Source organism: uncultured Streptomyces sp. (genome assembly GCF_947488945.1).
Lineage (GTDB): Bacteria > Actinomycetota > Actinomycetes > Streptomycetales > Streptomycetaceae > Streptomyces.
Genome location: NZ_CANLBS010000016.1, coordinates 92,828 through 116,719, shown reverse-complemented (window position 1 = coordinate 116,719; position 23,892 = coordinate 92,828). Strand labels below are relative to the sequence as shown.

The window sequence follows — 23,892 nt, the reverse complement described above, 5'->3', positions numbered from 1 at the left end:
CGCGCGCGCTAAGCAGGGGCCGTCTCGCTGTCCGGATTGCCGCCGCCCCAACCCTTTGGCCGACCGCCGCCATACAGCCCGGTCCCCCATCGTCCCGAGCGTCACCAGCCACGTCCAGGAGCTGAACGTCGACGGCCGCTCCCTCTACGCCAAAGTCGACATACTGGGGATGCCGCTGGTGTCGGTGTTCCGCGGCAGCGCCGGGGCTGGGCCGCCGTCAGGGTGGCTCAGGCCGCCTACCTCGCCTCGCCCGGCACACTCCTCGAACGGGAAGCCGCTCAGCGCCGGACCCTCGCCACCGCCGGGCTGCGCGTACCTGCCGTCGCCGGATACCGGCCCGGCGGCCTGTGCACCGAACACGTTCCCGGAACCGCACTGACCGACGCCATCGCCCAGGAACGTAACCGCACCGCCGGCCTTCTGCAGTCGGGTGTGCGCCGAGCCGGCCCCCGTCCTGCACCGCTCTGCCGGCGTGTTCCTCGTGGAACACACCTCGATTCCCGAACGGTCCATCCCCGGCACGTTCGCCAGGAAGTGCGACGGCATCAGCGGCCCGCCGTACTCCACCAGACCGCCCTCGGGCCCAGTTCGTCAACACCCACACCCGCGACGTACGCATGGCCGGGCTCCGTGCAAACGGGGCCACCATCGACGTCTCGCCCAACAACTGGCCGGGCACGTGCCGGTGATAATGGTGACCAACCCCGTCGACATCATGCCGCGCCTGTTCGCCGAGGTGTCCGGGTGCAACCGGGTCCGGAACATCGGACCGAGCACGGACACCGCCCGGTGCCGGCTGATCCTGGCCCGCATGGCCGGGGTACCGACGCACGCCGTCGAGGGGCACGTCATCGGCGAGCACGGTGACCGCGCGGTGATCTGCGCCTCCTCCCCCACCATCCACGGCCGACCCGCCCGCATCCACGTCCAGCGCGTCCGTGAAGAACTCGTTGCCCGGCCCGGCCGGATTGCGGCGGGCATCGGCCGCGTCCGTTCCGGGCCCGCCGGCGCGACCGTCGCCGCCCTCGCACGCGTCCTCGGCCGGACCGACGGCGTCATCGAACTGTCCGCCCCCCACGAGGGCGGCTACCTCGGAATGCCGTTGCGGTTCACGGCCGGACGCCCGACCGTGTGCCTTCCGCCCCTGGACTCCACCGAGTCCCGCGATCTGGCCGCTGCCCAAACCAAGCCGGCCACCGCGTACACCCACCTCCGCATCACACTGGAGGAGCGCTCATGACCTCGACTTTCGCAACCCGCGTCCACACGGACGACCAGGGCGTCACCGTCATCAGCGGCAACCCGGTGATCACCAACTGGGCCACCCGCTACCTCGGTCTCTGGTGGACAACGCCCTCGCGTCGGCGGGAGGGCACAAATCCCAGCCGGTGAACGGGCCGATGATGGGCATGGCATCCTCCCTGCCCAGGCGGTGCGCGGGAGCGGCGGAGCACGGACGGGGCCGGGACGTGTCCGGTCCGGCGCGCGGTGCCGCGCCCACCGGTGAACTCCGGTGGACGCGGCACGTGCGTGCGGGACGACGCGGATCCGCACCCGGTGGTTCAGTCGGTCAGACCGCCCATCCTCCAGACGGTCATGGACGTGACGGTGCTGCCGTCCCCGAACAGCCGCAGGCCGAGGGAGTCCTGGCGGAAGGGATAGGCGCGGGTGGTCAGGGACTTGTGGCCGTTGGCGTACGCCTCGACCATCGAGCGGTCCAGGAAGACATCGAGGGTCAGCGTGCCGTCGGAGAGGGTGAGCGGGCCCTTCTGGATGCCGAGGTCCGGTTCGGAGCTGGAGTTGTTCCCGGATCGTGTGCGGTCGACGCCCAGTTGCCCGGCAGGGCCGTCGTAGAAGAGGCGGGTGCGTTCCTCGTCCCCGGGGCTGCGCAGGACGTCGAGGCCGAAGGTGCCGGCGCTGCCTCGCTTCATGGTCAGCTTGATGTGGAGCATGTCGCCCTTGACGGCGGCCAGGCGCGAATTTACGTCGTTGATGGACGTCGGCGCGGTGATGTCCACCAGCGGTGCGCCGGTGTGGAGGCGGGAGACCTCCTCCACGGGGCGGAAGCCGAGGTCTCCGTCGGGCCGCATGGACAGTTCGATGGGCAGGCCGGCGTTGTGGGCCCAGCCGGCGTCGTAGTGGGCGCGTTCGGTGCGCCGGTCCTGGGCGATGCTGAAGACCAGCGAGCGGCCCTTGTCGTCGACCGTTCCGCTGGGACCGGTGAAGTGGTCGCCGTAGTCCATCAGCTTGGGCTCGGTCGTGTCGGGTGTCCATCGGCGGGCGCCGGCGTCCCAGGTGCCGACCCAGTAGTAGACGTACTTGCTGCTGTACTCGCCGGGGCCGGCGGGGAAGGCCGGGTTGACGAGCAGCGCCCTGCGCTGGCGGCCCTGGGCGTCCTTGCCGATCGGCAGGAAGGTGGGCAGTTCCCAGACCTGGCCGGTCTTGGGGTGGGCCGCCACGTCACCGGTCATCAGGGGGCCGGAGTAGGTCCAGTCGGTCAGGTTCTTGGAGGTGTAGAGGAGAGCGGTGCCGCCGACGTCCGTGCCCGAGGTGGTCTGGACGCCCGAGCCCATCAGCTGGAACCAGGTGTCCCCCTCCTTCCAGACGAACGGGTCGCGGAAGTCGCCGAAGCGGACCTTGCGTCCGGTGCCGACGTTGAGGTCGGCGGTCTGGCTGGTGACCAGGGTGGGGTGCATCTTCCACTCGACCAGGTCGGGGTCGCTCGGGTCGACGGGGCGGGCGAGACCGGTCGCCTGGTTGGGGCGTTGGGCGTCGTTCCCCGCCGTGAACAGCAGGACGGGGACGCCGTTCTCGTCGAGCGTCGAGTCGCCGGACCAGACGCCGTCGGGTGCCACGCTGTCGGCGGTCGGCACGAGGGCGTCGGGCAGGTCGCGCCAGTGGACCAGGTCCTTGCTGACCGCGTGGCCCCAGCCGATGTTGTGCCAGTAGGGCCCGTGGGAGTTGTGCTGGTAGAAGAGGTGGTAGGTGCCGTTGACCTGGATGGGGGCGTGAGGCTCGTTCATCCAGTGGTTGGGGGCGGTGAAGTGGTATCCGGGACGGTAGCGGTCGCCGTCGTAGCGTGCGCGGTCCATGGCCATGCGGGCTGCTGGGATGCTGCCGCCGCCGAACGTCGCCAGGTCCTTGTCGTGGCTCGCCCTGACGGCTGCCGGGGTGAGCGGGCCGGTGTGGACCTTCACCTCGTCGATCAGACCGTTGAACATGTTGACGGCGAAGGTGCCGTTGATGATGGCGGGCTGGTTGTGGCGTCCGATGATCAGCGGAACGTCGGCCTTGGCCAGCCGGGCGGTGGTGGGGATGGCGGTCTGGGCGACCTGCGTGCCGTTCAGGAACAGCCTGATGGCGCCTTCACCCGGCGCGAACACCGCGGCGAGGTGAGCCCACTTCCCCGCGGCCAGGGCCGCGGCCCTGGGTACCTTCAGCTCGTACCAGGCGTCCCCGGTACCGACGCCGAACTCCCACACCCCGTGCCGGCCGACGCCGAGGGAGAAGCCGCGGCGGGCGCCCTTGTCCTGCTGGTTGACGATGGCGGAGGGCTTGCCCTCGTCTCCCCATTCGAAGGCGCGCGGCGCGACCCACCCTTCGACGGTCATGCCGTCGGTGGGGATCTGCGTCTGCGACGCGGCGCGGGTGACCCAGGTGGAGTAGCCGTCGAACAGGAGCGCGCCGGAGAGCACCCCTTCGTCCTCGCGTCCGGTGCGCCACAGGGGTGCGCTGTCGGGCTTGTACACCGCGTCGTTGAACACGTAGCTGATGGGATCGGCGGCCTGGCTGATCCGCTCCGTGGTCGTGGTGCCCCGGCCTTCGGCGAAGTCCCAGTAGGCGGCCAGCCCTTGCTGAGCCGTGTCCGGCGCCTTGTCGACGCCGACCCGGACGTCGTCGAGGTTGATGTGGCCCCAGCCGCCGGCGGCCCGGTCCACCGCGGTGATGCGCAGTTGCTCGCCGAGGTGGTCGCGGGCGTCCCAGGTGACGCGGCGGTACGCCTCGTCGTCCGTCCCGGTCGCCTTGTGCAGGACGGTTCCGTCCGACGTGGTCAGTGCGACGTACAGCTGGGCCTCATTGCGTCCGCCGGACACCAGGGCGCTGACCATCCCCGTACCGGTCAGCGTGAACGGTTCGGACGTGACGGTTCCGGTGGCGTCGTCGCCGGCTCCGGCGAACCCCCACAGGTGGTAGGTGCCCGCCTGGTTGAAGCAGCATCCCCACCCCCATCCAGGATCGTCGCTGACCGATGCGGCGAAGGCGGAGCCGGTGGTGGACCAGCCGCTGAGGTTGCCGGTCTCGAAGCCGGGGTTGGACAGGTTGGTCACCGCGGCACGGGCGGTCTTCGCCATCAGGGGCGAGGTCAGGCCGAGGCATATCGTGAGGGCCAGGAGCAGGCGCAGCAGTGTGCGCCTGCTTCCCGGGGCGTGTTTCGCCGGTGAGCACGTTCGCATGCGGACCTCCGTCATGGGGTGGGGCGGGCGGATGGAGCGGGTGCGGCACCCCTGGACGCCGGTGCGTTCAGGGGCAGCGCGTGTGGGGGTCTCAGGGGCGCTGGACGGGGACGTTGACGTCGTCGACGTTGATGTGGCCCCAGCCGCCGGCGGCGCGGTCGACGATCTCGACGTAGATCCGTTCGCCGATGTGGGCGGCGAGGTCGAGGACGACCCGGCGGTACTGCTCGGCGCCGCGGCCGGTGGCCTTGGCGAGGACCGTGCCGTCGTCGGCGCGGACGACGGCCGCGTAGAGGTTTTCGGGGTCGTTGCCGCCGGAGACGAGCAGGTCGACCACGCCGTCTCCGCCGAGCACCACGGTGGCGGAGCGCAGCACGCCGGCGGCGTCGTCTCCGCCTGCGTCGGGGTTGAAGCCCCACAGGTGGTGGCCGCCCGGGTCTTCGCCGGTCTCGGCCTGGTAGAAGGGCCCGCCCCAGCCCCAGTCGGAGCGGGTGGTGACGTTGGCGTCGCCGAAGGTCGTGCCGGAGACGACGGTCCAGCCCGTGAGGTCGCCGGTGGCGAAGTCGTGGTTGGGGAGCGCGTCGACGTCCGTGGGACGTGGCGGGTCGTACGAGGCGGGGGCGACCGCCCCGCCCCAGGCGCCGTTCATGCGCCAGACGTCGAGGGACACCACGTGGGCGGATCCGCCCTCGGCGGTCAGACGCAGACCGGTGGCGTCCTCGCGGGTGGGGTAGACGCGGCTGGTGAGGCTGCTGCCGCCGTTGACGTACGCCTCCAGCATCGAGCGGTCGAGCAGGACCCTCAGCTTCAGCCGTCCGCCGTCGAGTTCCACGCTCCCGCCGTGGACGCCCTTGCGTACGTCCGGATCGAGGCTGGAGCGGCTGCGGTCGATCTGGAAGCGGTGCTCGGCCGTGTCGTAGGACAGCAGGGTGGCTTCGATGTCGTCGGCGCAGGCGCGGACCGCGAGTGTGACCGTCCGTGCGCCGCGCGGCTCGATGACGGCGCTGATGTCGAGCAGGTCGCCGAAGACGCCGGTGAGCCGCCGGTCGGCTTCCTCCACCGAGGAGTTCCGGACGCGGACGAGTCTCTCGCCGCGCAGAGTGGCCGCCTCGGCGATCGGTTCGACTCCGAGCCTTCCGTCCGGGAGCAGCGACAGGCTGACGGGCATGCCGGCGTTGTGCGCCCACCCGGACTGGGCGTGCTGCTGTTCGGTGCGGCGGTCCTGGGTGATGCTGAAGACCACGGAACGGCCGTCGGGGGTGACGAAGCCGGACGGGCCGGTGAAGTGCTCGCCGAAGTCGAACTCGCGGGGCTGCTCGTGGTCGGGCACGAAGCGGTGGGCGCGCTTGTCGAAGGTGCCGATCCAGTAGTACGTGTGCTTGACGGCGTCCGGGTGGAAGCCTTCCCACCACGGGCAGATCAGCAGGATGTGCTTCCCCGTGCTCCTGCCCCGGGGGCCGGGAAGCGGCAGGAGGACCGGTAGTTCCCACACTTCTCCGGGCTCGGGGACCGTGGCGAGGTCGTTCCGGTACAACGGGCCTCGGTACGTCCAGGGCCCTTCGGGGCGTCGGGCGGTGTGGAGGAGGGCGGTCCCGCCGTACTTGCGGGTGACCCGTGTGCCGTCGTAGTCGACGATCCCGCTGCCGACCAGTTGGTACCAGGTGCCGTCCTCCTCCCACACGAACGGGTCGCGGAAGTTCTCCGCCCATGCGGTTCCGGGGCCGGCGGGCAGCGCCGCCGGGGCTTCGGTGACCGGTTCGGGTCTCATCGTCCAGGTGGGCAGGTCGGTGTCCCGGTCGGCCTGGTAGGTGGAGACGGCGAGCCCGGTGCGCTGGCGGTGGGGCAGCCGGTCGTCGCCGCCGGTGAAGAACAGGACCGGTCCCCGGTCCCCGTCGACCCAGGCGGAGCCCGACCAGCAGCCGTCCGGACCGACGGAGTCCGCGGCGGGGGCGAGGGCGAGGGGGAGGTCGCGCCAGTGCACCATGTCGGTGCTGACCGCGTGCCCCCAGTGGATCTGGCCCCAGAGGGGGCCGAGCGGATCGTGCTGGTAGAAGAGGTGGTACTTGCCCCGGAAGTACACGGGCGCGTGCGGCTCGTTCATCCAGTGCCAGGGCGGCAGCAGGTGGAACTGGGGGCGGTGCCGGTCGCCGTCGTAGCGCGCCCGGTCGGGGGTCAGGTCCGGTCGGGGGACGCGGCGGCCCGGCAGGGCGGCGACCCTCGCGGCGTGTTCGTCCCGGGCCGTCGCGTCGTCGAGGGTGCCGGGTCGGACGACGAGGCTGTCCATCAGCCCCATGTACATGTTGGCGTGGAACTCGCCGTTGAGCAGGGTGGGCCGGTTGTGCTTGCCGATCAGGAGCGGCTCGCCGGCGGCGGGCACGGGGTCCTGCTCCGGGGTGGTGGCGATCCCGATCGGGCGGCCGTCGCGGTACAGGCGCAGTTGCCGGGCGGCCGGGTCGTAGGTGGCCGCGACGTGGGTCCATCTGTTCTTCGCGGCCGGCTGGTCCGCAGCGCCCCTGACCTCGATGAGTGCGGTGCCGAAACCGAGTTGGAAGACGATCTGGCCGAACCGGCGCAGGCCGAGCAGGAAACCGGCCCTCGCGTCGGGGTCGTGCTGGTTGACCAGGGCCTGGGGCTTGCCGTCGATGCCGTGCTCGTAGGCGTAGGGCGCGATCCAGGTGTCGATGGTCAGGCCGTCGGCGAGGTCGAGTGCGCCGGGGCCCTCGGCGGAGACGACGGTGGAGTAGCCGTCGAAGTACAGCGCCCGGCCCTGTACGCCGCGACGGCGTACCGGATCGCTGTCGGGCTTGAAGCGGGCGTCGGCGAAGACGTGGTCGACCCCGTCCGCCGACCCGGAGACCGCTTCCCGGGTGACGGCGCCGGCCCGCTCGTCGAAGTCCCAGCGGGCGACGGGGGCGCCCGGCATCGACCGGCCCCGGGCGGCGGCGGGGGCGGACGAGAACGGGACGGCGGCGCCCCCGACGGCGGCGGACACGACCCTGAGGGCTGTTCTTCTCCTCATGCGAGCTCCTGGGTGGATGGCAGCCTGACGGTCTGCCAAATCGTTTTAGGTGATGGGTCGGCATGGTTCGCGCGCCGCGTCCGCTAAAGCAAGGGCTAACGCATACGGATTTCGACTGCGCGCCCCGCACATCACCATGAACAGCGACATACGGGCACCGTTACGCAGGCGAGATGTCCGGGGTGTTGACACCACATGACAGGTGACGCACTCTCGTCACACCTTGCTAATCCGATTTAGCCGAACGGGGTGATCCACCGATGTCCGAGCGTCGCGTGACCATGGCGGACGTGGCCCGCAAGGCGGGCGTCTCGCCGACGACCGCGTCGTTCGCCCTGTCCGGCCGTACCGACATGCGCATCTCCGACGCCTCCCGCGAACGGGTGCTGGAGGCGGCCAGGGAGCTGGGCTACCGTCCGAACGTCACCGCGCGCAGTCTGCGGACGAAGTCCACCCAGACGATCGGACTGGTGTCGGACCAGATCACCACGACGCCGTTCGCCGGTGACGTGATCCGCGGCGCGATGGAGGCCGCCCGCGAGCGGGACCACCTGCTCTTCATCACCGAAGCGGGTGGCGACCGCGCCGCGGAGTCGTCGCTGGTCCACGCGTTGCTGGACCGTCAGGTCGACGCGGTGATCTACGCGTCCATGTTCACCCGGTACGTGACGCCGCCCCGGGAGCTCTTCGGGCGCCGGGTGGTTCTGCTGAACTGCCTGGCTCCCGGCTTCGACGCGCCTTCCGTCGTCCCGGACGAGCTGGAGGCCGGACGGGACGCGGCCCGCGCCCTGCTGGCGGCCGGGCACACCGGGGGGATCTGGGCGATCGGCGGTCATCAGGCCGTGCCGGCGACCCCGGAGGGGATCATCGCCGGCAACGAGCGCATGCGCGGTCTGGAGGAGATCCTCCGGGAGGGCGGAGCGCGTCTGGAGGGTGTCGTCGAGTGCGACTGGGACACGGTCGACGGCTACCGGGAGGTGTCCGCCCTGCTGGCGGCGGGACACCGGCCCCGCGCGCTGGTGTGCCTGGCCGACCGGGTGTCCTTCGGCGCCTACCAGGCGCTCGGTGAGGCAGGCCTGTCGGTGCCCGGGGACGTGTCGGTCATCTCGTTCGACGACCAGGACATCGCGTCCGTCCTGCGTCCGGCGCTCAGCACGCTGCGGCTGCCGCACTACCAGCTCGGGCATCTCGCGGTGGAGCTGATCCTCCGCCCGGGGCCGCTCGAAGCCGTCGTCCACCGCGTGCCCATGCCGCTGCGAAGCCGCGCGTCCCTCGGCGCTCCCGCCCGGGGCTGACGCCGACACCGAAGACAGCCGTCCCGCCGCCCGCGCCGATGACTCCGGGCGGGCGGCGGGACGGCCACCAAGAACAGCGACCGTCGCAACCGGTCGCCGAGGGCGGGTCCTGCAAGACCCGTCTCAGTGAGATGGAGGAACCTCATGCTGTTCAGAACACGACGCCTCGCTGCTGCGAGTGTAGCCGTCACCGCGGCGACCGCGCTGGTCGCCGGGTGCACCTCAGGAGGCGGGAGCACGTCCGGTGCCAGCGGCAACACGCTGACGCTGTGGACGCACAACGCCGGCAACTCGGTGGAACTCGACGTCGTCAAGAAGATCATCAAGGACTTCAACGGCTCCCAGGAGAAGTACGAGGTCAAGCTGCAGGCGTTCCCGCAGAGCGACTACAACAACTCGGTCGTGGCGGCCGCCTCCGCCCACAAGCTGCCCTGCCTGCTGGACGTGGACGGCCCGAACGTGGCGAACTGGGCGTGGGGAGGGTACCTGGACCCGATCGACGTCTCCGGCAGCGAGGTGCCCGTCCTCGGCCAGTTGCCCAGCACCGTGGGCAAGTACCGCGACAAGCTGTACGCGTTCGGCTTCTACGACGTCTCGCTGGCCTTCTTCGCCCGCAAGTCCGTGCTGGAGGCGAACGGAATCCGTGTCGCCACCATGGAGAAGCCGTGGACGAAGGACGAGTTCGACGGCGCGCTGGCCAAGCTGAAGAAGAGCGGCGAGTTCGACTACCCGCTGGAGATGGGCACCGGCGGCACGGGTGAATGGTGGTCCTACGGCTACTCCCCGCAGCTGCAGAGCTTCGGCGGGGACCTGGTCGACCGCCGCGACTACAAGAAGGCCTCGGGCGCCCTCGACGGCGAGAAGGCCGTCGAATGGGCCACCTGGTTCCAGTCGCTGGTGGCCAAGAAGTACATCGCGAAGAAGTCCGGAGCCGACCCCAACAAGGACTTCCTGGCCGGCAAGAGCGCCATCCAGTGGGACGGCAGCTGGAACGCGGCGAAGAACGCCGAGAAGTTCGGCGACGACCTGGCGATCATCCCTCCGGTGGACTTCGGCAACGGGCCCAAGATCGGCGGCGCCTCCTGGCAGTGGGCCATGAGCTCCACCTGCTCCAACAAGGCCGGCGCGCAGGAGTGGCTGAAGTTCTCCCGGCAGAACAAGTACTTCGTCGACTACGCCAAGGCCACCAGCACCATCCCGGCCACCGACGCCGCCGCGCGGGAGATAGCGGACTACGAGCCGGGCGGCACGTTCGACGTGCTCGTCGACTTCGCGCGTGAGTACGCGCAGGTGCGCCCCGCCACCCCGGCCTACCCCTACATCTCCACCGAGTTCGAGAAGGCCGCCAAGGACATCCTGGCCGGCGCGGACCCGAAGAAGGCGCTCGGGCAGGCCGCGAAGGACATCGACAGCAACCTGAAGACGAACAACTACTACTCCGACTGACCCGCCCGGTCCGGTTCGGACGCGATGCCGCCGCCCGAACCGGACCGATCCCCTGGAGATCTCCGTGCCCACCATGATCGCAGCCCGGGAACGGCTGCGTCCGGTCCGGCGAACCCGAACGACCAACGCCCGTCGCCGTGAGAGCCTCGTCGCCCTCGGCATGGCCACCCCGGCCGTCGTGCTCCTGATCGTCTTCCTCGTCATACCGGTCGCTCTGGCCTTCACCCTGGCGTTCACCGACGCGAGGCTCGTCTCGCCCACTCCCGCCCGCTTCGTGGGTCTGAGGAACTTCACTCTGCTGTTCCAGGACCCGGCCTTCTACAAGTCCCTGCGCAACACGGCCTACTTCGCCGTCGTGGTCGTGCCGCTCCAGGCCGGCCTCGCCCTGGTGCTGGCCCTGCTGGTCAACGCCAAGGTACGCGGCGTCAACTTCTTCAGGACCGTCTACTTCCTGCCGGTCGTCACCTCGATGGTCGTGGTGTCCCTCCTGTGGACCTTCCTCTACCGGGAGGACGGCCTCGTCAACCACGTCCTGTCCACGCTCACCCTCGGCCGTGTCGACGGGCCGGACTGGCTGGGCGACCCGGCCACCGCGATGCCCGCCATCATCCTGATGTCGGTGTGGCAGGGCGTCGGCTTCCACATGATCATCTGGCTGGCCGGGCTCCAGACCATCCCCGCCGAGCTGTACGAGGCCGCGGACCTCGACGGGGCGACCCGCTGGGACCGCTTCCGCCACGTCACCTGGCCGGGCCTGCGCGCCACCCGCACCTTCGTGCTCGTCACGATCACCATCGCGGCCTTCAGCCTGTTCACCCAGATCCGGGTGATGACGCAGGGAGGCCCCCTCGACTCCACCACCACCGTCGTCCACCAGGCGGTGCACACCGGCTACGACCAGCAGCAGACCGCCTACGCGGCGGCCATCTCGCTGATCTTCTTCGTGCTCGTACTGAGCGTCTCCCTCCTCCAGCGCTTCCTGACCCGGGAGAAGGACTGACATGACTTCCTTCCTCAAGCACCTCGGCGGCCACGCCGGCCGCATCGTCCTGGCGCTGGTCTTCGCGCTCCCGCTCGTCTTCATGCTCGTCTCGTCGTTCAAGCCGGACGACCAGATCTTCGGCGACCTGGACTCCCCGAGCGCCTTCCTGCCGGTCGGCGCCCTCTCGTTGGACAACTACGCAGCGGTGTTCGACCGTGTCCCGGCCGCACGGTTCCTGCTGAACTCCGTACTGATCTCCTCGGTCACCGTGGTGCTCGGCCTCCTCGTCAACAGCCTGGCCGCCTTCGCGCTGTCCCGGATGCGGTGGCCGGGCCGCAAGCTCGTCCTGACCGCCGTCATCGCCACCCTCATCGTGCCGTTCGAGACCTTCGCCCTGCCGCTGGTGTGGTGGGTCAACCAACTCCCGCTGCTGAGCGTCCACGGCTTCCACCTGCAGTGGAGCACCGGCTGGATGGACACCTACCAGGTGCAGATCCTGCCGTTCGTCGCCAACGCCTTCTCGGTCTTCTTCTTCCACCAGTACTTCCGGAGCATCCCCAAGGAGCTGGACGAGGCCGCCATCGTGGACGGCGCCGGCTGGTTCACCATCTACCGCCGCATCGTCATGCCCCTGTCCGGGCCGGCCGTCGCCACCGTGGCGATCCTGACCTTCCTGCCGGCCTGGAACTCCTACCTGTGGCCGCTGATGGTCGTGCAGAGCGAGAACCTGCGGCCGGTGATGGTCGGCATCTCCTACTTCTTCCAGCTGAACGTCGGCTGGGGCCAGATCATGGCGTACTCCTCCATGATCACCGTGCCGATCCTGACCCTCTTCGTGGCGTTCCAGCGCTCCTTCGTCAACAGCATCGCCTCCAGCGGCGTCAAGGGCTGACCCGCGCGGCGGCACCGCCGCCGCCCGTCGCCCCCGTGACGCCCCTGCGCTCCGCGCATCCTGAGAAAGGCCCCGCGTGTCCACGTCGCCCGCCGACCCCCACCTCCCGGCCGTCCACCTGCGGCCGCCCCGCAACTGGATCAACGATCCCAACGGGCTCGTCTTCCACGACGGCCACTACCACGTGTTCTTCCAGTACAACCCGCACGGACCGCAGCACTCGAACGTGCACTGGGGGCACTTCCGCAGCCCGGACCTGATCCACTGGGAGCCCTTCCCCGTCGCGCTCACCCCCACCCCGGGCGGCTACGACGCCGACGGCTGCTACTCGGGCAACGCCGTCTCCGTCGACGGCAGCCTGCTGGCCTTCTACTCCGCCCACCGCAAGGACCGCTGGTGGCAGCCGGTCACCACCGCACGGTCGCACGACGACGGCCGCACCTGGACCAAGCGTCCGGAGCTGCTGATCGCCGAACCCCCCGCGGGCACCACCATGTTCCGGGACCCCTACGTCTGGCGGCAGGACGGACGCTGGCGGCTGCTCGTCGGCGCGGCCCTCGACGACGGCCGCGCCGCGGCGCTGCTGTACGAGTCGAACGACCTGGAGACCTGGGCCTACCTCGGCCCCTTCCACACCAGCGACGTCGCGAAGGGCTCGGGCCCGGTCGGCTGGGAGTGCCCCCAGTACGCGACCTTCGGCGGCCGGAGCGTTCTGGTCGTCAGCGACTGGACCCCGCTGAGCGGCCCCAGCCACACCACCGTCCACACCGGCTCCGAACAGCGGGGCCGCTTCACCCCGGACGCCTCCCCCGCCCCCCTGGACCACGGACCCGATCTGTACGCCCCGGCCCTGCTGAAGGCGCCGGGGGAAGACCGGTGGCTGCTGTGGGGGTGGGCGTGGGAGGCCCGCGACGACAGCTGGGCGCACGAAGACGGCTGGGCCGGCGTCCTCACGCTCCCCCGCGAGGTGACCCTCACCGCCGACGGGACGGTGGCCCAGTGCCCGGCCCGCGAGCTGCTGGCCCTGCGCGGCGAGCGGGTGCTGCACGGCACCGGGCACGTCACCCGGTCCGAGCCCGCCGGACTCGGCGAGGTGGGCCGCGCCTTCGACCTCACCGCCACCCTGGTACCCGACACCACCGGCACGAGCGGGCTGCGCCTGGTCACCTCCGCGGACGGCTCCGAGTTCCTCGACATCAGCCTCGATCCGGCGGCCGGGCACCTCGTCGTCGACCGCGGCCACGCGTCGCGGGACCCACGGGCCCGCACGGGCGCGTACACCGTTCCCTGTCCGGCCGCCGCGCGTCCCGGCACCCCGGTCGAGCTGCGGGTGGTCGTGGACGGGTCGATCGCCGAGGTCTACCTGGACGGGCAGGTCCTCACCCTGCGGTTCTATCCGGTCGGCGACGGGCCGTGGCGCCTGGAAGCCCGTACGACGGGGACCGGACGCGGTGAGTTCACCGTCGAGGCATGGAACCTGGCCCTGGAGAACGCCCGCCCGGACACGCTCCTGTCGGGCCGGCGCACGGCGGCCCCGACGCCCGCGAGCCGTGCGACCCCGTCCCCGTCCCCGTCCCCGTCCCCGACGATGTGATCTCGCCCCGCACCCTCCCCGGTGCGGGGCGACCACTCCGCACCCTCTTTGGAAGGAAACGGCCACCATGGCCCGAACCGGGTCCCCCGGCAGCCTCACCGTTCTCGGCGAGAACGTCGCCGACATCTTCACGGATCCCGGCGCGCCGGGCGCCGACGGACTGGCGTTGCGCGCCCTGCCCGGCGGCGGCCCCGCCAACACCGCGGTCGCCCTCGCCCGGCTCGGCAGCCCGACGCGCTTTCGCGGGCGCTTCTCCGACGACGCCTTCGGCGCCCTCTTCCGGGCCCGCCTCACCGCGTCCGGCGTCGACCTGACCGGCAGCGTGACCGCCTCCGAGCCGAGCACGCTCGCCGTCGCCGACCTCGACCCGACCGGTCAGGCCGCCTACACCTTCTACGCCGACGGGGCCGCCGACTGGCAGTGGACCGACCACGAACTCACCGGGACGGGACCCGACGACGCGGTCTGCGTGCACACCGGCTCCCTCGCCCTGATCCGCCGGCCCGGCGGCAGCCGCATCGAGGACTACCTCACCCGGGCACGCGCGCACGCCACCGTGTCCGTCGATCCCAATGTCCGCCCCCTGCTCGTGCCGCCCGCCGCCTATCGCGAACGGCTGGCGCGCTGGTGCGCCGTCGCCGACATCCTCCGCCTCAGCGAGGACGACTGCGCCCTCCTCGCTCCGGGCGTCGGTCTCGACGAGGCGTGCGACATATGGCACGCCGCCGGAGCACGTCTCGTCGTCATCACCCTCGGTGGTCGGGGCGCCCTCGCCTCCCTGGACGGTTCACGTCTCACGGTCCCGGCGCCGCACGTCGAGGTCGCGGACACGGTCGGCGCGGGCGACTCCTTCACCGCGGGCCTGCTGCACCGCCTCGACGGACTCGGACACCTCGGCGGCCGGCTCGACGGCCTGTCCGTCGAAGAGGTCGCCGACGCCTGCTCGTTCGCCGCCCGCGTCGCCGCCCTGACGTGTTCCGTCCCCGGAGCGGACCCGCCCTGGGCGGACGCGCCGGCTCTGCGGACCGGCCGCTGACCTGGCCGTGCCGGTGGCGCCGCCGCGCGCGGTGCGCGGCTCACCGGCCGGTCAGACGGCGGTGGTGGCCCGCGGTCCAGCGGTCGGCCGGCGCGGAATCACGTCGGAGAGGTCGCCGGGCGGTGTGCGGGTCAGCGCGGTGAGCATCGCGTGGTCGGGGGAGAGCGAGCACGCCGGGTCCGTGCGGGTGGCGTCGCCCGTCAGCGCGAAGGCCTGGCACCGGCAGCCTCCGAAGTCCTGGGTGCGTCGTTCGCAGCCGCGGCACGGTGAGGGCATCCACTCCTCGCCCCGGTAGAGGGTGAAGGCTGTCGACTCCTCCCAGATCCAGCGCAGCGGGTGGTCGCGGACGTTGACCGGGGAGAGTCCGGGCAGGGTCGCGGCGGCCGGGCACGGCAGTGCCGTGCCGTCGGGTGTCACGGTGAGGGAGACCGCTCCCCAGCCGCCCATGCAGGGCTTCGCCACGCCGTCGAAGTAGTCCGGAGCGACCCATACGATTTCCAGCCGGCCCTCCAGTTCGCGGCGCCACCGGCTCACGCTCTCCGCGGCGCGGGCCAGTTGGTCCCGTGCGGGCATCAGCGCCTCCCGGTTCAGCAGGCCCCAGCCGTAGAACTGGGTGTTGGCGAGCTCGATGCGGTCGGCCTTCCAGCGCAGTGCCAGCTCCACGAGACCGTCGATCGCGTCCAGGTTGTGCCGGTGCAGGACCACGTTGACCCCGAGCGGCAGGCCCGCTTCCCTGACCAGGGCCGCTGCGGACTCCTTCGCGGCGAACGCCTTGGCGCCCGCGATGCGGTCCGAGGCGGCGGCGTCCGCGTGCTGCACGGAGAGCTGGACGCTGCGCAGGCCGGCCCGTGCGAGCGCGGCGAGCCGCGTTCCGGTGAGTCCGGATCCGCTGGTGACCAACTGGGTGTATATATCCGCCTGTTCGGCGGCCGAGACGATGTCCTCCAGGTCTTGGCGCAGCAGCGGTTCGCCGCCGGAGAGGTGGGTCTGCAGCACGCCCAGGCCGGCCGCCTGGCGGAAGACGTCCGCCCACTCGGGCGCGGTGAGCTCACGCGAACGACGGTTGAGTTCCAGGGGGTTGGAGCAGTAGCCGCAGTGCAGCGGGCAGGCGTGCGTCAGTTCCGCCAGGAGGGCCCAGGGGGGCGGCGGGGGTGTCGTGGTCATGTGATCCAGCCTTCCTTGCGCAGCCGCTCGACGAACGGCCCCACCTCGGCCTCGACGGGCGCGCCGGGGAAGCGTCCCCGCAGCTCGTCGGTGATGCCCGCCACCGTGCGCGTACCGTCGCAGAGTTCGATGATCCAGCGGGCGCCGCCCTCCAGCACCACGACGCGTTCCGGCATCAGCAGGACGTCCTTGCCCCGCGTGCGGTCGCGGCGCAGGACGACGGCAGGTGACGTGCGCGGGCGCCAGTCGGCCGCGGACGAGGTCATCGGGGGCTCCCCGGCCTGCCACCGTGCTCCACCGCGTCGAGCAGGGACCACAGGACGTCGCACTTGAAGGCGAGGGCCGACAGTGCCCTGAGCTGGTCCTCGCGGGTCCGCGCCCGGTCGATCACCCAGGCCAGCGCCTCGGCGCCGTCCCGGCGGCCCTGCGGGACCCGGCCGCGGAAGTAGGCGAGACCCGACTCCTCGATCCACGGGTAGTGGACGGGGAAGGTCTCCAGCCGGGTCGTCATGATGTCCGGCGCGCACAGCTCGGTGAGCGAGGAGGCGACGGCCTCCAGGACGGGGGCGAGCCGGCAGAAGTTCACGTAGCCGTCGACGGCGAACCGCACTCCGGGCAGGACGTTCCTGCCCGACTCCATCTCCGCGCGTTCCAGTCCGACGGCCTCACCGAGCCGCAGCCAGCGCTCGATGCCGCCCTCGCCGTCGGCGATGCCGTCGTGGTCCTGGATCCTGCGCAGCCAGGAGCGGCGCATGGCCGGACCGGGGAGTTTCGCCAGGATCAGGGCGTCCTTCACGGGGATGCTGGTCTGGTAGTGGAAGCGGTTGGCGACCCAGGCGCGCAGTTCGTCCGGGCTCAGTTCCCCCCGGTGCATCCGTACGTTGAACGGGTGCGCGTCGTGGTACCGGCTTCGCGCCAGTTCCCTCAGTTCGGCCTCGAACCCGGCGGGGGCCAAGGGGGTGTCGCGCGGTTCCGCGGGGTGCGGGGCCGGAGGGCCGGGGCGCACCGGTGCTGTCGTCATAGCTCGATCACCATCCCGTCCTGTGCCACTTCGAGCCCCCGCCCGGCCAGGACGCCGTGCTGGGGTGCGGAGGGGTCGACCAGGGGATTCGTGTTGTTGAGGTGGGTGTAGAGGCAGCGGGCCGGCAGCTTCGCCAGCCGTTCAGCGGTCCCTCCGGGGCCGTGGACGGGCAGATGGCCCATGCCGGTGGAGGTGCGAGAGGAGACGCCCGACCGACGCGGTTCCTCGTCGTCCCAGAACGTGCCGTCGACGAACACGCAGTCGGCCGCGGCGGCCTCTTCGGCGAACTCCCCGCTCCATTCCGCGAGCGCGGGGGCGTACAGGGCCGTGGTGCCCCGGACGGGGTCGTGCAGTCTGACGGCCGCGACCCAGCCGCTGTCCTCGGGTGCGTCGGCGGCGTACCGCGGGCGTTTGGCGGACAGGTGGACGGCGGAGGTCTCGATCCCCGCGACGACCGCCGGGTTCTGGCCCGTCCGCGGCAGGTCGTGCCAGGAGAGCGTGGTGTACGGGGTGAGCGTGGCGTCCAGGCCGAGGCGATCGCGCAGCGCCCGGCGCACGGGTTCGGTGGCGTGGATCTCGATGTGCCGGGCCTCGCGCAGCCTGAGCAGCCCGATGGTGTGGTCGAGTTCGGCGTCGGTGAGCAGGACCCGGACGACCGGTGTGCGTTCGTCGCCGGGTCCGGGGCGCAGTGCCGCGTGGGCTTCCAGATGGTCCGTGACGTCGGGGCCCGCGTTGACGAGGAACCAGGAGGAGGGTTCATCACCGATCACGGCCAGGGAGTCGTGGGTGCGCCGGCGGTCGTGGTGGGCGCGTGCCCCGGAGCATCCGGGGCACGCGCAGTTCCACTGGGGAACCCCTCCACCGGCCGCCGTGCCCAGCGTGAGCAGCAGCACGGTGATGCCTTGTCTAGAGGGCGTTGAGGGAGTAGGCGGTGACTTCCATGGCCGTGTCGACCACGGTGTAGTCCGGGGTGCTCCAGCCCGCAGGCGTGGCGGTCGTGGTGTCGGCCCGGGGGGTGGTGTCCGCGGTGGGCTCAAGCATGTCGGTGTCCTTCCGAAGGGGGTGCGCGGGGTGGGAGTGGAGCCGCGGGCGGCCGAAGTCCTGGCGGCCCGTGGGGCGTTCGTGGGGCGGAGAGGCCCGGACGGAGGGTGCCGAGAGGCCCTGTCGACCGAAGCGGGACCGCTGCGTGGATTCAACGTTCCGCCTAGTGGTACGCCCCTACGCTAGACAGGGCGCGCGGCGGTGACAAGGGGTGGGACGGAGGTGATCCGTGGCTCCCCGGCCCTCACTGCGGGGCGGGCCGGCGGCGCGGCGCGCCGGAGCCGCCGGTCCGTCCGGGTTCGCCCCGGAGCTACGCGCAGAAGGGCTTCATGCCGGCGGCGGACTGGATGCCGCCGACGATCAGCTTCTGGAACTCGGCCGCGCCGGCGAAGGAGCCGTCCGTGGTGAACTGCTTGGCGTCGTGGCCCAGCGTGGTGACCCAGGACCGGCCGCCGTCGTAGTACTGGCACCAGGCGACCGGGTGGTCGTCGCCGTGACCGGGGTGGCTGTAGTTGCCGGCGACGCCCTTGGCGAGGGTGCTCTCGTCCACCTCGGCGAGGACCCGCACCCGGGTCGGGGAGGGCACGAGGTTGTACCACTCGTCCGTGAAGTTCCAGCGGGCCGGGAGTTCCCGGGTGGAGGCGTCCTTGCGTTCCACCGTCCGGACGGTTCCCGGCTGCGCCGGGCCGTGGTCGTAGAAGTTCGCGTTCCCCAGCAGGCCTTCGTACCACGGCCAGTTGTACTCGGTGCCGAAGGCGTTGTGGATGCCGACGAAGCCGCCGCCCCCGCGGATGTACTGGCGCAGCGAGGTCTGCGCGGAGTCGTCCAGCGCGTCCCTGCTGGTGGAGAAGAAGACGACGGCGTTGTACTTGAACAGGGTGTTCGGGGAGGCGAGTTGGGCGACGTCCTCGGTGTAGTCGACCTGGAAGCCGCCCGTCTCGCCCAGCTTGACCATGGCTTTCTGGACGACGTTGGCGTCGCTCAGCGGCGGGTTGAGGCCGGCCGGCAGTGCGGGGCCGAGGTTGGCGTGCCGGGGTCCCGCCGTGCGGGTGTACAGCAGGATGCGGTAGCCGTCGGCCGGGTCGAAGTTGCCCCAGTCGTGGTAGCAGTCGTCGTCGAGGCCCCGGCAGACCCCGTAGTCCGGGTCGCCCAACTCCTGTGCCCCGGTGCCGATGCGGCCGTGGGCGACGCTGAGGGTGCCGGTGGCGATGAGTGCGACGATCATCGCGACCATCAGCCCCAGGGTGGTGAGCACCGCCGTGCGCGTGCTCCGGGCTCGTGCCCGGAGCGTTCTTCCTGACATGGTTGTGTCCTCTTCTTCTGTCGGCAATGCGCCGGAACGGCACGCCGCGGCGAGCGGGTGCCCGAGGGATGGGACGGAGCGGCGGCCGGCTGCGCGCGTGGTGAGGGGGGCGCCGCGGCGGGGCGCGTCGGCGCGGGAGGTCGGCCGGGAGACGCGCGCGGGCGTGGCACGGCGCGGGGCGCCCGGACGGAGCATGTGTGCGCGTCGTGACGGGCGTGCGGTCAGGAAACGACGATCTTGCCCGTGCTCTGCGGGGAGACCGGGTCGTTGTAGAAGAACTCGCCCGGCGTGTCGAAGGTGTACGTGTACGACTCGCCCGGCATCAGCAGACCGGTGTCGAACTCGGCCTCGAAGAAGGCGACCGCGCCGTGGGCGGTCTTGTTGGTGGCGGGGTTGGTGAAGGTGACCGCGCTGCCCCGCGGGACGGCGAGGTGCTGCGGGGACATGGCGTTCTGCGCCACCAGGTTCTCCGTGGCGCCGGGCGCGCTCCTGGCGTTGTCCCAGACGCGGCCCAGCGTGACGGTGTTGCCCGCAGTGGTGCCGCTGACCGCGGCCGTGCGGATCTGGTTGCGCTTGGACGGGGGCACGGGCGCGGCTGCGGGCTGCACCTTGCCGCCGATCTTGAACGCCCACAGGTGGTCGCCCTTGGGGATGTCCGGGTAGGGCAGGCCGTTCCCGCCGGCCAGGACCGCGATGTACTGCTCGCCGTCGGCCTCGTAGGTCATCGGGCTCGTGTTCACCCCAGCGCCGCACTGCCAGGTCCACAGTTCCTCACCGCTCACGTCGTCCAGGGCGGTGAGGACGCCGTCCGGGCGGCCCTGGAAGAGCACGCCGCTCGCCGTGGACAGGACCCCGTTGCCGTGGGCCAGCGACCAGTCGCCCTCCTGGCGCCAGGAAACCGTGTTGGTACGCGGATCGACCGCCACGACTCCCCCGGCGAAGTACTCGCCGAGCGGGCGCGCGGTGTTGACCCGCCCGCCGTGGGTGTTGGAGTAGGCGGAGTTGATGAGTCCGTACCCCACGTAGACGAGACCCGTGCGGTGGCTGAAGGACGGGGACGACCAGTCCGCGCCGCCGCCGGCGCCCGGGTAGAGGATGGTCGGCCGGTCCCAGTGCACCTCGAAGAGGCCGCCGGTGGCGTAGAACGGGACCGGGCGGGTGGCCTTGTCGATCCGCGGCTCGGTCTCCACGAACGGCTCACCGCCGGGGAACGGCTGGGTGGGGGACGTCTTCTGGGCCGCGTGCTGCGGCACCGGGCGCTCCTCCATGCCGTGCACCGGATCGCCGGTCGCGCGGTCCAGGATGTAGTACATCCCGGTCTTGCTGCCGTACACGACGACCCTGCGCCTGCGGCCCTCGATCTGGATGTCCGCGAGGACCGGTGACATCACGCCGTCGTAGTCCCAGATGTCGTGGTGTACGGACTGGAAGTGCCAGCGCCGCTTTCCCGTCTTCGCGTCGATGGCCACCAGGCAGTTGGCGAAGAGGTTGTCGCCGCCCCGCGTGGAGCCGTCGGTGCGCGGATAGGGATTGCCGAACGTCCAGTAGACGAGACCGAGTTCGGGGTCGACCGCAGGATGGATCCAGCACACCGCGCCACCCGTCTTCCAGGTGTCCCCCTCCCAGGTGTCGTGCCCGAACTCCCCCGGCCCCGGGGTGCCCCAGAAGGTCCAGACGATCTTGCCCGTCGCGGCGTCCAGTCCGTAGCCCCGGCCGCGGGCGCCCGCGGTGCTGCCCTGGGTGCCGACGTAGATCATGCCGTCCCAGTAGACGACCGCCCCGGCCAGACTGCCCCTGCTGCCGCCGCACTGGCCGCTGGCCGGGTCGCAACCGGGGTCGCCCTGGTCCTCGATGAGCATCTCCCTGGTCCAGACGACCGCACCGGTCCTCTGGTCCAGGGCGTAGACCGTGTTCTCGCCCGAGATGGTGAACGCGAGGCCGTGGCCGAGGGCCACTCCGCGCATGTTGGTGGTCTCGGAGCCGACGCTCGTCTTCCATTTCACCGCGCCGGTCCGCCCGTCGACGGCGAAGATGTTCTGCTGGGTGGTGGCGACGTAGAGCACGCCGTCCTGGGCGACGACGGCGCACTGCTGGGCGCGGCCGGTGTCGCCGCCCTCCAGGTTGACGTGCCAGGCCCCGCCGAGCTGTTTCACGTTGCGCGGGGTGATCTTCTTGAGGGACGAGTAGTTCTGGTTGGCCAGGTTGCCGCCCGCCTTGGGGAAGTCGGCGTCCGTCGGCCTGAACGGCTGCTTGGGGACGGGGAGGGCCGGCGTTCCCGTGCGTGATGCGACGGCCTGGGCGGGTGGAGCGCCCAGCAGGGTTGCGGCCGCCGTGGTGCCGGCCGCACTGGTGAGAAAGCCGCGTCTGTCCATGAACCCTCTTTCGTGACGTGCCCCTGCCGAGCGCCGGGCCACGGGGTGGTCCGCGCGAGGAGGCGGGAGGCTGAGAGAGCGAAGCAGCGGATCGTGGTCCGCTGTGCGGTTTGACGAACCCGCATGATGGTCGCCGAGAGGCGGTTCCATACGTTAAGGACGCCGCAGATGCGTGACAAGGGTTATGACGAGGTTTCCTCCGGGGAGTTCGGAGCCACGGTCGCCAGCCGCGCGGGAAGGACCGAGCGGGGGATGGGTCCCTTGTTCCGGCGGCCCTGGCCCGTCTCCTCCCAGGCGTGCGCCAGGATGCCCACCGACCGGCTCAGCACGAACAGGCCTCTGGCCAGCGGGGCGGGGAAGCCGAGTTCGGCGTAGATGACGGCCGTCGCGCCGTCGATGTTCATGGGTACGGGCCGGGCGCCGGCGCGGCGCTCCCGCAGGGCGCGTTCGACCGCGAGTGCGGCCTGGAGGTGGTCGCCCGCCACGACTCCGGCCGCCACCGCCTCCTCGGTCAGCCGGAGCAGCGGATCGCGGCGCGGGTCGACGGGGTGGAAACGGTGCCCGAAACCGGGGAGATAGCGGGAGCGGGCCTGCCACAGGGCCATGACCTCGCTCGCGGCAGCGTCCCAGTCCGCGCCGGCCCGGTGGAGCGCGCGGATCTCCTCCAGCATCTGGACGCACTGCTGGCCGGCGCCGCCGTGGACGTCACCGAGCATGTTGACACCCGTGGCGACCGCGCCGTTGAGCCCGATCCCGCAGGTCGCGGCCATGCGTGCGGCGGCGATCGAGGGCGCCTGCGGACCGTGGTCCACGCCCGCCACCAGAGCCGCCTCCAGCAGGGCGGACTGCCGGGGCGAGGGGAGGCCGCCCCGCAGCAGCAGCCAGATCATGTCCACCATGCCCACCGAGCCGATCAGCTCCTGCACGGGCCGGTCCCGCAGCTCGATGGAGCCGGGTTCGATGTGGCTGACGGCGGTGGCCCACCACTGGGCCGCCTCCTCGCGGCCGGAATCGGCTGCGGGTTCGGATGCGGATGCGGATGCGTTCATGAGCCTGTCGTCTCCTTCGCGGCGTTCGCGGACCAGCGCGAGGCGAGTTGTTCGCGCTGGTGGTTGTGCTCGCCCAGCAGGGGCGGCGGGGTACGGGGCAGGAACGGCTCCCCGTCGAACAGGACCCCGCTGCCCAGCACGGGCAAGGCGGTGCCCGAACCGTCGGGCCTGCTCAGCTCGGCGACGAAGCCCCGGTGCCGCAGCTGGGGCTGTTCCAGTGCCTGCGGAACGGTGAGGACCCGCGCCGCGGGAACTCCGGCCCGGGTCAGCACCTGTTCCCACTCGGCCGCGGGTCGTCGCGAAAGGGCCTCGTTCAGAGCCGCGTTGAGCGCGTCGCGATGCTCCTTGCGGCCCTCGCGTTCCGCGAACCGGGGGTCCGTGACGAGTTCCGGGGTGCCCACGAGCCGGCACAGGGTCTCGAACTGACGCTGCTGGTTGGCGGCGATGTTGAGGGGACCGTCCTGGGTGCGGAACGTCCCCGAGGGGGCGGCGGTGGCGTTCTGGTCCCCCATCGGCTCCGGCGGAACGCCGCTGACGAGGTAGTTCGAAACGGCCCAGCCCATGGCCGACAGGGACGTCTCCAGCATGGAGACGTCCAGCCTGCTGCCCTGCCCGGTACGCTCCCGGTACAGCAGGGCGGCGGTGATCGCGAGCGCGGCGGAGAGCCCGCCGGTGGTGTCGCACACCGGGAAGCCGACCCGCAGCGGGGCGGTGTCCACGGTGCCGGTGACGCTCATCATCCCGGAGAGCCCCTGGATGATCTGGTCGTAGGCGGGTGCGTCGCTCATGGGCCCGGTCTGGCCGAACCCGGAGATGGAACAGCAGACCAGGCGCGGATTGATCCGGTCGAGCCGCTCCTGGTCGTAGCCCATGCGGGAGAGCACACCGGCACGGAAGTTCTCCAGGAGGACGTCGGCACCGGCCAGCATCTCCTCGAACACCTCGCGGTCGGCGGGGTCCTTGAGGTCGAGTTCCACGGACTTCTTGCCCGCGTTCTGCGCGAGGAAGGAGGCGCCGATCCCGGCGCGGTTGAGGTCGGCGTCGGGGCCGAGGTTACGGGCCAGGTCACCCTGCCCGGGACGCTCGATCTTGATCACCTCGGCACCGAGAAGCATGAGGTGGTAACTGCAGTAAGGGCCCGCCAGGACGTTGGTCAGGTCCAGGACTCTTGTGCCGTCGAGCGGTCGCACATCCATGAGTGAGGTCTCCTCAAGGCGGCGCCGG

General features: G+C 71.3%; 19 protein-coding genes. 8 read left to right on the top strand and 11 right to left on the bottom strand.

The features are described 5' to 3' along the window. Positions 1-691 precede the first annotated feature (691 nt). A complete protein-coding gene (locus Q0994_RS23650; protein WP_299538092.1) occupies positions 692-1,240 on the top strand; it encodes a hypothetical protein in 549 nt (182 codons plus the stop codon). Next, complete coding sequence (locus Q0994_RS23645) at positions 1,237-1,392, top strand: hypothetical protein (protein ID WP_299538091.1); 156 nt, start codon at positions 1,237-1,239, stop codon at positions 1,390-1,392. The genes Q0994_RS23650 and Q0994_RS23645 overlap by 4 nt, the downstream gene beginning before the upstream one ends. 170 nt (positions 1,393-1,562) lie before the next feature. Here Q0994_RS23645 and Q0994_RS23640 read toward each other — a convergent pair whose 3' ends face one another. Then, positions 1,563-4,454, bottom strand: coding sequence for a GH32 C-terminal domain-containing protein (locus Q0994_RS23640; protein ID WP_299538090.1), 2,892 nt, complete (start codon positions 4,452-4,454; stop codon positions 1,563-1,565). 91 nt (positions 4,455-4,545) lie between these two features. After that, a complete protein-coding gene (locus Q0994_RS23635; RefSeq protein WP_299538089.1) occupies positions 4,546-7,473 on the bottom strand; it encodes a GH32 C-terminal domain-containing protein in 2,928 nt (975 codons plus the stop codon). 260 nt (positions 7,474-7,733) lie between these two features. Between Q0994_RS23635 and Q0994_RS23630 the strand changes: the two genes are divergently transcribed. The 6 genes from Q0994_RS23630 (at position 7,734) to Q0994_RS23605 (ending at position 14,718) form a co-directional block, all read left to right on the top strand. Next, positions 7,734-8,768, top strand: coding sequence for a LacI family DNA-binding transcriptional regulator (locus Q0994_RS23630; RefSeq protein WP_299538088.1), 1,035 nt, complete (start codon positions 7,734-7,736; stop codon positions 8,766-8,768). Between the two features lie 144 nt (positions 8,769-8,912). Then, a complete protein-coding gene (locus Q0994_RS23625; protein ID WP_299538087.1) occupies positions 8,913-10,214 on the top strand; it encodes an extracellular solute-binding protein in 1,302 nt (433 codons plus the stop codon). Between the two features lie 73 nt (positions 10,215-10,287). Then, complete coding sequence (locus Q0994_RS23620) at positions 10,288-11,214, top strand: carbohydrate ABC transporter permease (RefSeq protein ID WP_299538187.1); 927 nt, start codon at positions 10,288-10,290, stop codon at positions 11,212-11,214. Between the two features lies 1 nt (position 11,215). Next, positions 11,216-12,088 (top strand): carbohydrate ABC transporter permease, encoded by an 873-nt coding sequence (locus Q0994_RS23615; protein WP_299538086.1) that lies wholly within the window; start codon positions 11,216-11,218, stop codon positions 12,086-12,088. A 76-nt stretch (positions 12,089-12,164) separates the two neighbouring features. Continuing rightward, positions 12,165-13,682 carry a glycoside hydrolase family 32 protein gene (locus tag Q0994_RS23610; RefSeq protein WP_299538084.1) on the top strand — a complete coding sequence of 506 codons (1,518 nt, stop codon included), beginning with the start codon at positions 12,165-12,167 and terminating at the stop codon, positions 13,680-13,682. Between the two features lie 67 nt (positions 13,683-13,749). After that, the gene (locus Q0994_RS23605; protein WP_299538083.1) at positions 13,750-14,718 is read left to right on the top strand and encodes a carbohydrate kinase; all 969 of its coding nucleotides are present in this window, start codon (positions 13,750-13,752) and stop codon (positions 14,716-14,718) included. Between the two features lie 51 nt (positions 14,719-14,769). On the opposite strand, the gene pqqE is transcribed toward Q0994_RS23605, so the two are convergent. From pqqE to Q0994_RS23560, 9 genes are all read right to left on the bottom strand, one after another. Further along, the gene (gene pqqE / locus Q0994_RS23600) at positions 14,770-15,882 is read right to left on the bottom strand and encodes a pyrroloquinoline quinone biosynthesis protein PqqE (RefSeq protein WP_299538082.1); all 1,113 of its coding nucleotides are present in this window, start codon (positions 15,880-15,882) and stop codon (positions 14,770-14,772) included. Beyond that, positions 15,879-16,148 (bottom strand): pyrroloquinoline quinone biosynthesis peptide chaperone PqqD, encoded by a 270-nt coding sequence (gene pqqD / locus Q0994_RS23595; protein ID WP_299538080.1) that lies wholly within the window; start codon positions 16,146-16,148, stop codon positions 15,879-15,881. The genes pqqE and pqqD overlap by 4 nt, the downstream gene beginning before the upstream one ends. Further along, a complete protein-coding gene (gene pqqC / locus Q0994_RS23590) occupies positions 16,145-16,903 on the bottom strand; it encodes a pyrroloquinoline-quinone synthase PqqC (RefSeq protein ID WP_299538079.1) in 759 nt (252 codons plus the stop codon). Before pqqC ends, pqqD begins: the two co-directional genes overlap by 4 nt. After that, positions 16,900-17,796, bottom strand: a complete 897-nt coding sequence (locus tag Q0994_RS23585; protein WP_299538078.1) for a pyrroloquinoline quinone biosynthesis protein PqqB — start codon at positions 17,794-17,796, stop codon at positions 16,900-16,902. Before Q0994_RS23585 ends, pqqC begins: the two co-directional genes overlap by 4 nt. Positions 17,797-17,809: 13 nt before the next feature. Next, complete coding sequence (gene pqqA, locus Q0994_RS23580; RefSeq protein WP_299538077.1) at positions 17,810-17,944, bottom strand: pyrroloquinoline quinone precursor peptide PqqA; 135 nt, start codon at positions 17,942-17,944, stop codon at positions 17,810-17,812. A gap of 310 nt (positions 17,945-18,254) precedes the next feature. Next, the gene (locus tag Q0994_RS23575) at positions 18,255-19,247 is read right to left on the bottom strand and encodes a ThuA domain-containing protein (protein ID WP_299538075.1); all 993 of its coding nucleotides are present in this window, start codon (positions 19,245-19,247) and stop codon (positions 18,255-18,257) included. Positions 19,248-19,468: 221 nt separating this feature from the next. Then, a complete protein-coding gene (locus Q0994_RS23570) occupies positions 19,469-21,619 on the bottom strand; it encodes a PQQ-binding-like beta-propeller repeat protein (protein ID WP_299538074.1) in 2,151 nt (716 codons plus the stop codon). 182 nt (positions 21,620-21,801) lie between these two features. Further along, positions 21,802-22,668: a citryl-CoA lyase gene (locus Q0994_RS23565; RefSeq protein ID WP_299538072.1), complete on the bottom strand. Its 867-nt coding sequence runs from the start codon at positions 22,666-22,668 to the stop codon at positions 21,802-21,804. Then, positions 22,665-23,864: a CaiB/BaiF CoA-transferase family protein gene (locus Q0994_RS23560; protein ID WP_299538070.1), complete on the bottom strand. Its 1,200-nt coding sequence runs from the start codon at positions 23,862-23,864 to the stop codon at positions 22,665-22,667. Before Q0994_RS23560 ends, Q0994_RS23565 begins: the two co-directional genes overlap by 4 nt. Positions 23,865-23,892: the final 28 nt, after the last annotated feature.